At 37.6% G+C, this 13427-nt stretch carries 13 protein-coding genes and 13 tRNA genes; 7 read left to right on the forward strand and 19 right to left on the reverse strand.

The window, feature by feature from the left end:
- Positions 1-670 precede the first annotated feature (670 nt).
- From N773_RS0118410 to N773_RS22745, 3 genes are all read right to left on the reverse strand, one after another.
- Entirely contained in the window at positions 671-3694 is a 3024-nt protein-coding gene (locus N773_RS0118410; protein ID WP_024859109.1) for a leucine-rich repeat domain-containing protein, read from the reverse strand.
- Between the two features lie 97 nt (positions 3695-3791).
- Positions 3792-5243 carry a BspA family leucine-rich repeat surface protein gene (locus N773_RS21615; protein WP_024859110.1) on the reverse strand — a complete coding sequence of 484 codons (1452 nt, stop codon included), beginning with the start codon at positions 5241-5243 and terminating at the stop codon, positions 3792-3794.
- Positions 5244-6408: 1165 nt separating this feature from the next.
- Positions 6409-6606, reverse strand: coding sequence for a hypothetical protein (locus N773_RS22745; RefSeq protein ID WP_024859111.1), 198 nt, complete (start codon positions 6604-6606; stop codon positions 6409-6411).
- 227 nt (positions 6607-6833) lie between these two features.
- Here N773_RS22745 and N773_RS0118425 point away from each other — a divergent pair, with 227 nt between their 5' ends.
- Genes N773_RS0118425 through N773_RS0118450 form a run of 7 tightly spaced genes read left to right on the forward strand, consistent with a single transcriptional unit; the run spans position 6834 to position 9645 of the window.
- A complete protein-coding gene (locus N773_RS0118425) occupies positions 6834-7574 on the forward strand; it encodes an ATP-grasp domain-containing protein (protein ID WP_024859112.1) in 741 nt (246 codons plus the stop codon).
- Between the two features lie 16 nt (positions 7575-7590).
- Positions 7591-7845 carry a hypothetical protein gene (locus N773_RS0118430; protein ID WP_024859113.1) on the forward strand — a complete coding sequence of 85 codons (255 nt, stop codon included), beginning with the start codon at positions 7591-7593 and terminating at the stop codon, positions 7843-7845.
- A complete protein-coding gene (locus N773_RS0118435; RefSeq protein WP_024859114.1) occupies positions 7842-8072 on the forward strand; it encodes a DUF1653 domain-containing protein in 231 nt (76 codons plus the stop codon). Before N773_RS0118430 ends, N773_RS0118435 begins: the two co-directional genes overlap by 4 nt.
- The gene (locus N773_RS23105; RefSeq protein WP_242840460.1) at positions 8017-8658 is read left to right on the forward strand and encodes a hypothetical protein; all 642 of its coding nucleotides are present in this window, start codon (positions 8017-8019) and stop codon (positions 8656-8658) included. Before N773_RS0118435 ends, N773_RS23105 begins: the two co-directional genes overlap by 56 nt.
- Positions 8633-8923: a GIY-YIG nuclease family protein gene (locus N773_RS23110; RefSeq protein WP_242840461.1), complete on the forward strand. Its 291-nt coding sequence runs from the start codon at positions 8633-8635 to the stop codon at positions 8921-8923. The genes N773_RS23105 and N773_RS23110 overlap by 26 nt, the downstream gene beginning before the upstream one ends.
- Before the next feature lie 9 nt (positions 8924-8932).
- The gene (locus N773_RS0118445; RefSeq protein ID WP_024859115.1) at positions 8933-9250 is read left to right on the forward strand and encodes a low molecular weight protein tyrosine phosphatase family protein; all 318 of its coding nucleotides are present in this window, start codon (positions 8933-8935) and stop codon (positions 9248-9250) included.
- A gap of 17 nt (positions 9251-9267) precedes the next feature.
- Complete coding sequence (locus N773_RS0118450; RefSeq protein WP_024859116.1) at positions 9268-9645, forward strand: hypothetical protein; 378 nt, start codon at positions 9268-9270, stop codon at positions 9643-9645.
- A 271-nt stretch (positions 9646-9916) separates the two neighbouring features.
- On the opposite strand, the gene N773_RS0118455 is transcribed toward N773_RS0118450, so the two are convergent.
- The 16 genes from N773_RS0118455 to N773_RS0118520 form a co-directional block, all read right to left on the reverse strand.
- Positions 9917-10011: transfer RNA gene (locus tag N773_RS0118455), tRNA-Ser, on the reverse strand.
- Positions 10012-10014: 3 nt separating this feature from the next.
- Positions 10015-10100: transfer RNA gene (locus N773_RS0118460), tRNA-Ser, on the reverse strand.
- A 6-nt stretch (positions 10101-10106) separates the two neighbouring features.
- Positions 10107-10198, reverse strand: a tRNA-Ser gene (locus tag N773_RS22415).
- A gap of 3 nt (positions 10199-10201) precedes the next feature.
- Positions 10202-10287: transfer RNA gene (locus tag N773_RS22420), tRNA-Tyr, on the reverse strand.
- 4 nt (positions 10288-10291) lie between these two features.
- Positions 10292-10377, reverse strand: a tRNA-Tyr gene (locus N773_RS0118465).
- Positions 10378-10620: 243 nt separating this feature from the next.
- A tRNA-Trp gene (locus tag N773_RS22425) sits at positions 10621-10692 on the reverse strand.
- 171 nt (positions 10693-10863) lie between these two features.
- A tRNA-Phe gene (locus N773_RS0118475) sits at positions 10864-10936 on the reverse strand.
- 9 nt (positions 10937-10945) lie between these two features.
- Positions 10946-11016: transfer RNA gene (locus N773_RS0118480), tRNA-Cys, on the reverse strand.
- Positions 11017-11022: 6 nt separating this feature from the next.
- Positions 11023-11093 (reverse strand) — tRNA-Gln (locus tag N773_RS0118485).
- A gap of 3 nt (positions 11094-11096) precedes the next feature.
- Positions 11097-11173 (reverse strand) — tRNA-Asp (locus tag N773_RS0118490).
- Between the two features lie 25 nt (positions 11174-11198).
- Positions 11199-11429: a helix-turn-helix domain-containing protein gene (locus N773_RS0118495; RefSeq protein ID WP_024859117.1), complete on the reverse strand. Its 231-nt coding sequence runs from the start codon at positions 11427-11429 to the stop codon at positions 11199-11201.
- 335 nt (positions 11430-11764) lie between these two features.
- Positions 11765-12211, reverse strand: a complete 447-nt coding sequence (locus N773_RS0118500) for a hypothetical protein (RefSeq protein ID WP_024859118.1) — start codon at positions 12209-12211, stop codon at positions 11765-11767.
- Between the two features lie 144 nt (positions 12212-12355).
- Positions 12356-12427: transfer RNA gene (locus N773_RS0118505), tRNA-Glu, on the reverse strand.
- Positions 12428-12451: 24 nt separating this feature from the next.
- On the reverse strand, positions 12452-12676 hold the full coding sequence (locus N773_RS0118510) for a helix-turn-helix domain-containing protein (RefSeq protein WP_013483374.1): 225 nt from the start codon (positions 12674-12676) through the stop codon (positions 12452-12454).
- A 34-nt stretch (positions 12677-12710) separates the two neighbouring features.
- Positions 12711-12783 (reverse strand) — tRNA-Leu (locus N773_RS0118515).
- Between the two features lie 7 nt (positions 12784-12790).
- A tRNA-Leu gene (locus tag N773_RS0118520) sits at positions 12791-12865 on the reverse strand.
- Between the last annotated feature and the right edge of the window lie 562 nt (positions 12866-13427).

Consider the following 13427-nt stretch of genomic DNA (forward strand, 5'->3'; position numbering starts at 1 on the left):
GTTGTTTGTTTTGGGGTATGATACTTACTATTACAAATACTTTGTATTTATTCTTTTATTTGATCTGAAAGTTTAAATTGTGTTAAGTCATGCAAAAGTATCTGTTATTTTCTTCATTATGTTTTTCGATAGGTATTTCATAAGGTTATTTTATGATGATCACTAGACTCCAAGTTATCAATTATTATCACTACAAGTATTATAGCAGAAAACTTAGATAAATAAAAACGAAAAAAAACTATTTTTTTCTTGGTTTTTGGTTTTTTTTGAAATGAATTATTCTCAAATGGCTTATTCTCGGGCTTTTTTGGAATTTTATTTTTCAAAAAATTCTTTTATTAAAGTTTTGTAAATGTTATATTAATAAATATATGTGATTGATATTGCCCGAAAACACGCGGTTTAAGAGATTTGGGAAATAGAATTATTTTTTTATTTTAGAATTAAAAGAAGATAAAAACAGAAAAATGTTGAGCTTATTACTGAGAAAAAATCAAGCGTGTAATATTCCGCTTACCTCTAAATCAAGCTCCTGCCGGAAATGCCATCTCAACAGGAGCTCGATTATTCATACTTAATTTCGTATTATGAGAAATAAAGAATAATACAGAAAATATGATCAATATAGTACTGCTGTACTTATGATGCATATATTTTTTTATTGACCATCTTAATATTTTACGTGTGCATTCGCCTGTGCTACTACTCTACTGTCGTTGGGATTGTGATAAGTATCGGTTAAATAGTCTGTAGTGCTTTGATCAATTGTCATATCGGCATGAATAACATGACTATACACAAGATCAGAAATTAATCCATCATCGAGATACTCGGCATGAAACTGAACTTCAGCAGCAAACATGTTAAATGAAGTATCGGCAGTATATGCACTCAGGATAGCCCTCTTTTCATTGTAATCCAAGTTGCTGGAACTTGTGATTTGGATTGTTCCGGTATTTTCGTCGGCTATAATACTTCCAAAATTTTTATTACAATCAGTCAAAGCATTAGGGACTTTATTTAATTCTGCTTTCTTTGCAAGGAGTATAGGTACATCTTTACGAGAATTAATCATTGCAACAATTATCTCTGCGTTTATGATAGCTATATTAGTATAAATTTCATTTAGTTTTTGGGGAAAAGGTATCGATGAAATTGAATAAGAATTTGCGATCTTATCCACATAAGCTTCTGCGATCAGATAGGGTGCCTCTGAATTAACATTTGCAAAATAAGATTGTAATTCTGGTGAGTATGGTGCATCCGGAACTTGTACAACTTTTTGAATCTCATTATACAAGTCTGATGTATCTGAGGTATTATGATAAATCACGTCATTTAATTTGCTTATATCAAACTCCACAAAAGAAATTGTAACGCCGGGTACATTATTATCATGATCATCATCATCGGGATCGTATTCCTGTTCACGCATTTTGTATAATCCGTAAGTTGCTGTACCATTGCGATTTAAAGCCATTATATACCAATCATCGTAGTTTCCATCAACAGCGTGGTCAACTCCCCCATCATCAGTTAAAGAATTGACATTACAAGATAACAGGATTTCAGACAAAGGTGTTTTACATATAACGAAATCATCAACTGTTTCTTCTGTGTAATTCATATCAACTATACCTTTATTTATGTAATCAACAAGAACTGATGGATAGTTGTTTTTTTGATTTGGCTGACTATCCTTAGCGTTAATGATTCCATCTCCATCCGTATCCACTGAGGCGTAAGGAATTTTGACGATCGTCACAGCATTTTTTATCGCGTTTGCAGTATCCCATTTGCCATTCACTCTTGCGGAGATAGCAACTTTATAAGTCATACCCTGTGTCAGATTCTTTGGAGAAGTGTATACTGTATCGGTGATATTCTGTGTCTGAACTTTCCACTTGCCTGCCTGATATACGGCTAAACAGTATTTGTCAGCACCCCTGACCTTGTCCCATGTGAACCTTACCTGATGATATTTTTCGCTGTATTCTACCTTGATGTTGGTTGGGAATGTGTCAATAAGCTCATAGGCTATTTTGTTATCAACAGCGTATTTTTCAGCGGCTGAGCCCTTATTGCAGAGTATTTTGAAATCGGGATCGGTGCAACCGGGAAAAAGACAATAACCTATGTTTGTAACGCTGGTGGGGATAACTACATACTTAAGGTTTGTGCAGTACGTAAATTCGTTATCAATGATTGTTTTAACACCGGTTGGAATAGTTACTGATGTGATGCCATTTGCATAATAGAATGCAGTACCGTTTATGATACTAACACCGGAGGGGATAACCACGTCGCCCGAACAGGTCGTTGCATCAATCAGAATACCGTTTACTATGATAAAAGGATCTTCTGCTTGTCTGTCTTTTTCCCATTTTGTATTAGTGAAAGCAAATCTTCCAATCGAGGTGACAGTTTTGGGTATATCTATATCGTAAAGTTTATAGCAACGCATAAATGCGCCATCACCGATGACGGTTATGTTATCAGGTATGGATACCGAAGTAAACCCACATGCATGAAATACATAATCGTTAAGGGTTGTAATGCTCTTTGGTATATGTACCGAGGAAAGGCGTATACAATCACTAAAAGCATATTTGCCTAAGTACGTGATATTATCATGGAGAGTTGCCGAAGTAAGGTTCAAACAGTGATTAAATGAATAATCGCCGATGCATGTTACAGTTTTGGGTATGCTCACCGAGGTTAGACGTTTGCAATAAAAGAAAGCATAGTTTCCTATCGCAGTGGTATCGTTGTGAAACTTGATTGATGTTTTTCCGCCAGGACATTCCAGGATAGTCTTCATATCCTTGGTATACAAAGCGCCATCATAACTTGCAAATGTCGTATTTCCATCGGCAACTTTAATCTCTTTCAGGGAATAACTTTCTTCAAACAGATGTCTTTTTATGGAAGTAACTGTTTTGGGGATAGTTATAGATTTAAGGGAATTGCAGTATGCAAAAGCTTTATCACCAATACTTGTGATACCATCGGGCAGATCCACTGAGGAGAGATACTCACATTTCATGAAAGCGCTGTCAGCTATTTTGGTAACACCGCTATATATCGTTACAGATGTCTTTCTGCTCGGGCAGGACAGTAGTGTTTTCATATCTCTGGTATACAGCACACCATCAAAGCTTGAATATGCCGGGTTGTTTTCGGATACATTTATATCATTGAAACTCGTGCAGCCTGCAAACACCTCAATACCGATAGATGTAATATTTTCAGGGATCGTTACAGCACTGAGCTTTCTACAATCCCTGAAGGCATATGAGCCTATAGTTGTTACACTGTCGGGTATATTTACGGAGGTAAGTTCATAACAAGAAGAAAAAGCAGAGCTTTCTATGCTGGTGATAGTGTCTGGTATAGTGACCGAAGTCATAAGCGATTTTGAACTGAAGCAGGATGAGCCGATGATCGTTACAGTTTTTCCATCTATCTCCGAAGGAACGTTCACTTCCGTATCATCACCCAGATATCTGCATAAAAGGACAGTATCATCATCAAGTGATAAATACATATATTCATCATTTTGAACAGGTTGATAATTAGCAGCGCTTGCAGTAATAACTTCGCCTGTCCAATCAGCAAAGATCAGACTTGATGTACCAATGTTCGTTGAAAGAACCGCGCCCACGCAAAGCAGGGCAAGTAATTTTTTCTTCATGATAATTATCCTTTCTTAATTAAATGATTTGATTTACATAACCCATGACAGCACCTATGCTCTCCTTAGTTTTTAAGTATGTATCAATATCAGACCATCACTTTATAGTAACAGTCACAGCATTTTTGATAGCATTAGCAGTATCCCATTTTCCGTTAACTCTTGCAGCGATTGCTACCTTGTAGGTCTTACCAGGTGTCAGATTCTTGGGAGAAGTGTAAACAGTTCCGGTGATATTCTGCGCTTGAACTCTCCACTTCCCTGCCAGATATACAGCTATGCCGTATCTGTCAGCACCTTCGACTTTGTCCCATGTAAATCTTACCTGGTGATATTCCTTGCTGTATTCTACCTTGATGTTTGTGGGGTATGTTGGCGTGTTGGCAGTACAGCGCTTGTAGGTGTTCTTGCCATTGTTGGTGATAACTGCATATTCTCCGTCACCGCTTATAACTGTTTCGGGAGCCTTGGAATTGACCCAGCCGTCACCATTTGGCAGTTTGATTTCTTCATTTATACTTTTGAAATACTCGCCGAGAGTAAGTTTTGTCAATCCGGTACAGCCCTCAAACATATTGGATATAATTGTGACGTTATTTGTATCAAAGTTGCTTACATCGAGCATCGTAAGTCCTGAACAATAATAGAACATACCACTCATATTTGTTACTTTGCTTGTATTAAAACTGCTTACATCAAGTGCGGACAATTTCTCACACTTGACGAACATACCTGCCATATCTATGGCTTTGCTTGTATCAAAATTGCGTAAATCAAGTTTTGTTAGACCGGAACAGTAAGCGAACATTGTACTCATATATGCAGCATTGCTTGTATCCAAGTTGCTTACATCGAGCGTGGTCAGATTGGAACAACCACTGAACAAAGCACCCATATTTGCAGCATTGCTTGTATCAAAGTTGCTTACATCGAGCGTTGTCAAACCAGAACAGTGAGAGAACATACCATACATATTTTCAACATTGCTTGTATCAAAGTTGCTTACATCGAGCGTTGTCAAACCAGAACAGTGAGAGAACATTTCTTGCATATCTGTTACTTTGCCCGTATCAAACGAACTTAGATCAACCGATGTCAGCCCTGTACAGTAAATAAACATACCACGCATACTAGTTACATTGCTGGTATCAAATCCGCTCAGATCAAGGTCGGTCATGACGGAACACGCATAGAACATATTTGACATATCTTTGACACTGCTTGTATCTGCATTAGAAAGGTCAAAAAAAGTACAATTTATGTAATCTGCAAAAATTCTACTACAGTCTTCAGGGAAAACTGTTCCCTTTTCAGCGACAACTGATATGACTAAATTCTTGAAACTTTTGCTAAATTCATTTAATGTATAACGGTCTACCGTTCCCCTCAGCGTCAGCACACCTGTCGCTTCATCAAAAGAATAACAGCTGTCCTCAATTACATCTGCCTGAGCCGTAATAGCCTGCGAGATAAAGGGTGCTCCATAGCTAACCGCACCTGCCACCATACAAAACGCCATCACTACCGCTAATACTTTTTTCATCTTCATTTTAATGACCTCCTGAATTATCGTGTTGAAAATCGTAATAAATATCAATATTTCCCAAAATATGATAGCACACATAATTATCAATGTCAATAATTTCGATATATTTTCTTAATCATTCGTTGCTAATTCATATTAGAAAATTATATTAATGTATATTTTGACAGTAACTATGTGTCGTTCATTTGCTATCCTACTGTCTCAAGAAATAAAATAGCCCCTTAGAATTTTCACACTTTTTCGTGTGTACACTACAAGGGAGCTATTAAGAAAAACATAAATTCAAAAAATGAAAATCTGAAATTTTGATTTCAACAAAAAACCGGACTCAGTTTATTCCGAGTCCGGCATAATTAGATCATCTTGTATAAGCTCTTACTGGATTTTTCATTTCTACGATACTGAGTATAACTACAAATTCAAAAAATATTTCATACGTACATTTATGTCGTACTGAATCATTCATTATTTATTTCATTAAGTGCTTCATTATATATTACATAAGCTTATTTTATAAGACGATCACTAGACTCCAAATTATCAATCATTATCACTACAAGTATTATATAAGAAAATTTATTTAGATAAAAACGGAAAAAACTATTTTTTTTATTGTTTTTTTGCCTTTTTTAAATAGTAAATTCCCGTCAAATGGCTTATTTTCGGGCTTTTCTTAATATTGAAATTCCATAGAAATTCTTTTATAAAGTTTTTGTAAACGTTATATTAATAAATGTAGATGGCTGATTTATCCCGAAAATACGCGGTTTTAGAGGATGTAGAAATTAAATTATTTTTTATTTTGGAATATAATTTTTTTTCAAAGCACTATTCTTTTTATTTTTCACGTTTAATCATCTGAGCACTTCCCTGCTGTTTTATTTTGAACTTGGTTTTTTGATTTCGTTTCCTACCTGGAATTCAAAAGAATTTTTTCTTTTAGTGTAAATCACAAAAAACACCCCCGCCCGGAACGTTGTTCCGATCGGGGTGTGTGCTCATACAGAAGCTTATGAGCTTCCTTCGGGCTTTTTTTGAGATAAATAGTATTTACATAATAGTTAATGTTACTATGATGGATTCTTGATAATATGATAGAAGAAAATACAGAACAATAAAAAAAGAACTTGTGTTTGATTACAAGTTCTTTTAAGCGTAAGTTTCGGTGTTATTCAAAATAATATCCGAAATTTTCATTCTCTGAATCAGTTATATTTTTACAGATATAAGCGTTTATGCCATTGTTTTCACAAAATTGTTTATATTCCTTAGCGTCTTTATTGTGAAAAAACCATTTAAGATTGGAATTTTCATCTACTACGACCCAAGTTCCGAATATTCTTTCTTCCTGTGTACGTTTATGCATTTTAATCATCCTTTCTGAAAAGTGCTTCAAATAGATTATATACAAAAACTCGAAAAAAGTCAAATAGATTTTAATGATAACTCCGGAAGATTGAGGAAGCTTTTTATATGATAATAAGCTTTAAAGTTCGAATTTCAGGGCATTTTGCCAACAAATTTATTGACTATCGAATTTTGGTATGGTATAATTGTTATATTCTTTATAATGAAAGACGAGGAGCGATACCCGTGAAAGTATTTGTTTACTGTGATGAAAAGGGACAGGTCGATGATTATGATAATCTTTCTGCTCAGATAGGTTTTCATAAAATGGGTTTTGAGATAGTTCATTTTCATGATTATACCGAACTGACTCAACGGCATGATAAAGCTGATTTGATAGTAAGCGGTATAGGTCATGTTAAACGCCGTCTGATCGAAACAGGAGCAGATATGCCGGATATAGATTATCCGGATAATCTGAAAAAATATCTCGGAAGAAAAATATGGCGTTCAACCATAAATACTATCAATTCATCTCCGGAACTTTGGCCGGTGTTTGTAAAGCCTGTCTTCAACAAACGTTTTATGGGAAGAACTGTATATACTGCAAAAGACCTGATAGGGTGCGGGAACTGCTTTGAAGATACGGAAGTCTATTGCAGTGAGCCGATAGATCTTGTTTCGGAATACAGATGTTTTGTGAGATACGGAACTATTACAGATGTCAGGATATATAAGGGCGACTGGAGATATCCACTTGATCCCGGTGTGGTAGAAAAAGCGGTAGCGGATTATTCTGATCAGCCGAAAGGGTATGCCCTGGACTTTGGGGTAACAAAAAACGGCAAAACTTTACTGGTCGAAGTTAATGCGACTGTATGTATAGGCTCATACGGTCTTGACCCAATAGCCTATGCAAAACTCCTCTCCGCCCGCTGGGCTGAACTCACAGGGACGGAGGATGAATGTGCGTTTGATGTGAAATGAAAGGAGTATCCATATAATGTCAGAAGAAAAAGAAAACCCATTTGAACTTACACGTTCCCAATACAAAGAAATCAAGAAAATGAGCCGAGAGCAGATGCGCGTTACACTCAAAGAGATATACAATCAAGGTGTTGCAAGTGTAGAAACTACATATGTTCACCCGGACGATTTGCGTAATGCGATAGGAAAAATCAATGGTATCGGTGAAAAGCGCCTTGATGAGATCATGGCAGTTATAGAGAGTTTTATATCAGGAGATGACAAAGAGTGACCTATAAGGAAGCATTAAACACTATTCCAAAAGGCAAATACCGTCACTACAAAGGTAACGAATATGAAGTTCTTGAAATAGCACAGCACTCGGAAACGCTTGAACCTATGGTCGTTTATCGTGCGCTTTACGGCGAGCACGGAGTATGGGTGCGACCTGCCGAGATGTGGAATGAGATCATCGAAAAGGATGGAAAGTCATTTAGGAGATTTGAAAGGCTGGAATAATATGGCAATACTGTATTTTTCTGATATTCTGAAAAAAGTAGGATTAGACCCCAAAAAAGTCAAGCTAATAAGACACGCACTCTCTGATAAGGGGTTCAAAAAATGTGCCGATAGAGGTAAAATATATGAATACACTTGTCATCAGAAAAAAGACTTTAACAAAGGATATGATTACTGGGTCGTATTCATAAGCGGCAAAGGTACTTTGGCTCAGCTTTACGCCATTTACAAAGTCGGAGATTATGTTTCGGACACTCCTGATATGATGCCTGAAGGAATGCCTGATATAGAAGCATATACAGGTAAATATGCTATATACGATCTTGAAAGACTAGATATCTTAAAAGAATATGAGGGTAAACTCACCATTGATTGGGGAACATCAGCTCGTATGTGGCATCAAAAAGGAACGACAGAAAAGCCTGTTATCTCAATAATGCCCGACCAGAAGAAAGTATTTATGGGATATGATGAAGTGTTGCTTTCCTATGACCAGCTTAAAGAAATCGTGGATAACAAAGAGATATACGAAGCATGGCACATTGCACTGAAATCAGTAAATGCTATCTATCTATCTTATTGTTGATACCGAAACTGGCAAGCAATATGTCGGCTCGGCTTACGGTGAAGATGGCTTATTTGGCAGATGGTGCTGCTATGTAAACTCACATCACGGACATAACAAGAAGATGAAAGAACTTATCTGTTACTATCCCGAAAGATACCATGCTTTCCAGTTTTCGATACTGCAAATCCTCCCGAAAACAATCATTACAGAAGACATTGTCAAAATTGAAAACAAGTGGAAAGCCAGATTATTAAGCAAGAAATTCGGAATGAATGACAATTAAAGGAAAACCATGAAAATACTATTCCTATGCAGCCAAAATAAACGTCGCAGTTTAACCGCCGAGAAATACTTCGACGGATATAATGGACATCAGGTACGCTCCGCAGGCACGGAAAACAATTCACGCGTCAAAGTCACGGAAGGTCTTATCGGCTGGTCCGACGTGATCTTCTGTATGGAAAAGAAACATCTTCGCAGAATAAAGGATAAATACAGCTCGTCACTTTCGGACAAAAAGGTTATCTGCCTAAACATTCCCGATGAATATGGGTTTATGGACGAGGAACTCATCTCTTTGCTTGACAGCAGTGTAAGTGAATATTTATAATTTTATTTTCGGAGGAATTGTCCAAGAAAGTAGAGTATTATGATAACATCGAGTATGGGTTCTTCATCAAGGTCGCGTATGATGACTATATTGCAGGTGCTGAATCTGAAGAAGAATTCGACAGTCTTTGTTATGCTATCGAGGTTTTCACGTCAGCAACGGATTCTGATTTCATCTTCGATAGAAAGGTTTATGAAAAAATACTACAACAACTGATTCCCGACAGCACTGTTATAATAAGATATGTAGATGATGAATACAGCATGAGCGGACGTTCACTTCTGATACAGGTCAAGAATGCAAATGAACTTATTTCTGTAGTATACAAGGATAAAGGTCATTGGTATCCCTTTGATTGTAATATACCACGAAACAGAAAATCTTATCTTTCTTAAAGCAAAACACTTGACAACGAGCGTCCGAAGTGATATACTATGATTTGGGCAATACCGTAAGGCGAGACGGTATAAGGCAATGGACAATTGAGCTTCGGCTCAAAGATCGTGGGGCTACTGCGTGGTAGCCCCCTTTCTTTTTGCCAAAATCACTTTTTCTAATGATTATAGTTTATCATAACGCCGTGTGGGGGAATCGAACCCTCGTACCGTTTTTCGGCATGCTGTTTTCAGGACAGTTCGCAGAGCCAGCCTGCATACACGGCAAATGTGGCGGCCACACCGAGACTTGAACTCGGACATCAGAATAACCCGATTACTCACGGTTTAGCAAACCGCTGCCTTACCAATTAGGCTTATGTGACCATATGGCGCTGTGTACAGGACTCGAACCTGTAAGTCCAAAAGGACGCTGCTTTTCGGGAGCAGTGTGTTACCAATTACACTAACACAGCTCATGACGTCGGCATTCGGATTCGAACCGAAACATCGGAAAACTCCGATTACTCTCGCCTTTCCAAGACGATCCCTTACCAGTTAGGGTTATGCCGACATATGGTGGGCAGGGTGGGTGCCGACCCCACTACGCATAAAGCAACGGTTTTACAGACCGCCGAGTTTGCCGATTCTCTGTACCTGCTCATATTGGTGGGAGAGGAAGGACTCGAACCTTCGATGTTTCTAATGTCACGGTTTTACGGACAGCTGCCCTCGCCGCTGGGTGACTCTCCCGAATAACAAATAAAAAATACCGCCTGACCCGAAAGCCAGACGGTATATGCTGAAGCTTATCATCAAGCAGTATCAACATTCACGCATAGCCAAACGAGCCTTATTCTTCTGAACAACGCTTGAATAACTATATGAATATGAGAATGCAAATACTGTGTTTTTCATAATGAACTTCCTTTCTTGATTTCTTTAATGACATTATAACATAACTTAGTACAGATTTCAATAAACCTGTAGTATAGACAGAAGAACTCAGAGTCGGACTGAGATCTACGGTTTTGGAGACCGTCATTCTAGCCATTGAACTATTCTCCTATTTCTATCGTATCTATTACAAACTACTCCTTGAATTCTAAAGATGATACCCGTTAGAATTTCAATACATAATTTGTAATAGAGACTTATTAGCTTCCGTTGAGAGGATCGAACTCCCATTGACAGAGTCAAAGTCTGTTGTCCTGCCTGTTAGACGAAACGGAATTATAGTGCCTCCGGCAAGAATCGAACTTGCGACGCCAGGTTCTTCAGACCTGCGCTCTACCAACTGAGCTACGGGGGCATATTGTAAAGACTGTGATAGGGGTCGAACCTACGCTCGTCGGGTTGCAGCCGACAGCCTTTCCTCTTGGCTACACAGTCAAATTATTTCCGCTGAGAGATTTGAACTCCCGTTTTCGGTGTCAGAAACCGATGTCCTACCACTAGACGAAACGGAATTATGGCGACTCCGGCGGGACTTGAACCCGCGCTATCCGACGTGACAGGCCGGTGTTTTAGCCGGTTAAACTACGGAGCCGTGTGTCCTGAATGAACAGGACGTATTAGTTAAGGATTATTATCTCATCAATGGTGACATTCAGGATATGAGCCAGTATCACCAGATTGTCAATAGAGGGTATGGACTCCCCTCTCATCCATTTGAAAATGGACTGAGGTGTGTTGAAACCCAGAATGTTCTGAAGTTCTGTCACCCTGAGACCTTTTGCTTTTATAAGAGCTTTTATATTAGTGCCTGTTGCTGTCATATTTATGACAGGCATTTCTTCAGCCATAATAATACCACCTTCCGATAGAATAAGAAAACCGTCTGTATGAGTTTGCACTACATACAGACGGTTATATTCTTTCAGAAGATGGTCAATAAACTCTATCTTTGAACTGAACAATTACCGGTGTTCGTATGCAGCACAAATAAGCCTTCGTCTTGCCAATCAAAACTAAAGCTAAAGAAGCACTGGTAATCATCATATGATCTGACAACAGTATTGTTCATGATAGAATTCATTGTTTTCACCCTTTCGTAAAGTAATTCGGGAGTTTACTGCTCCCCTTCTTGTTGTAACTGATTATATCACTCATAAAGAGAATTGTCAAGTAGCTTTGTAAGCTATTCTTCTTCTCTTAATGCTATAATTCTTTTTTGCACTTCTTCTGTTAAATTGCATTTTGCGACATCCGGATTTATAAAGATACAATTCTTTGCGATATCACTACAGGTTAAATAAATAAAATATTCACCGTTTGTCTTCTTGACATTAGCACCTTCGAACATAGAAAACATCATTCGAATTTCGCCTTTAAAACTTACAGGTTTCAACAAACCGGAAATGCCGTCCTGAAGCTCATAGTCTGATACTTCTTCATTTTCCAGTTTCATCTCGTATTCTTTTTTAGAAAAAACAACAGTTTTATTATCAGGATCATCATTTTCGAATTTTTCCAGATACATTTTTAGCAGACCTAAAGAATATGAGGGCAGCTCCGAACAAAACTGATTAAATATAGTTAATGCTTCTTTTTTTAGGATCATTTCGGTTCTTTTATCTATGGACATAAGAAAACATCCTTTCATTATCTCAAATAAGTAATACAATATTCTTATTTAATTATATAAGAAAATCCCAAAAAAGTCAATTAAGGATGGAAATATTTTTTTGAATACTTATAATATAGCTGATGTCATATACGGATGAATTAATGACCGCAGTGGGAGTTGAACCCACGTTTCAAGGTTGAAAACCTTGTGTCCTGACCATTAGACGATGCAGCCTTATGACTGTTACCGAAATAACAGTCAGATCTTCTTGATTATAACTATCTGATCGATAGTCACGCCGAACATATCGGCTATGATTATCATATTATCGATAGTTGGCACAGCGTCTCCACGCAGCCACTTGAAAATAGCCTGCGGAGTATTGAAACCGCACCTTGCCTGAACATCAGCGATCTTGAAGCCCTTCATTTTCATTATAGCTTTAATATTCGCACCTGTCGCCTTGACATCTATTACAGGCATAAAAACATCTCCTTTCTAAATATATTGATCCTGATGCTCCCGGTGAGATTCGAACTCACACTACACGGGGTTTAAGTCCGTTGACTCTGCCGTTGGTCTACGAGAGCATAAAAATGCGGGATCAGGGAGTCGAACCCTGAATAAAACGGTATTTGAGACCGTCGCGTATGCCTGTTCCGCCAATCCCGCAAAAATAATACCCGTGGGGAGACTCGAGCCCCAAAAAGCCTGTTCCTAAAACATAAATGTATGCCAGTTATCAACTATGGTGATAACGTTCATACACACGGGCATAACAAAAACACCGCCTGCTGCAAACAGACGGTGTTTCACTTACAAGGATCAATAATACTTAGAAACAAGAAATCCCGAAATGTTCATCCACTTTATCTGTACGCAGCACAAAAGAAGTCTCTTCCGATTCGAGGACGAGGCTCAATAATGATTCGCTATACAGATATGAAACAGTGAACTTATTCATCTCGGTTTTCTCCTTTCTTTGATGTTGTGGTCATTATATCATATCTACAAGAAAAAATCAAGTAAACCACAGGTATATTTTTTCTACTACTATATCATAGACATTTCTACTAATTAGGCGCATATTATAGGAGAAATAATAATTCGTAGTAGAAGAAAAAGTTATGAGACAATTTGATAATATCTCATGGGATAACGAAATCATAAGAGCTGTACTTGATAATTATGGGAAAAAATGTCCGACAAAAATAAAAAGGCTCAGAGAGCGTTC

Source organism: Ruminococcus albus AD2013 (assembly GCF_000526775.1).
Classification (GTDB): domain Bacteria; phylum Bacillota; class Clostridia; order Oscillospirales; family Ruminococcaceae; genus Hominimerdicola; species Hominimerdicola alba_A.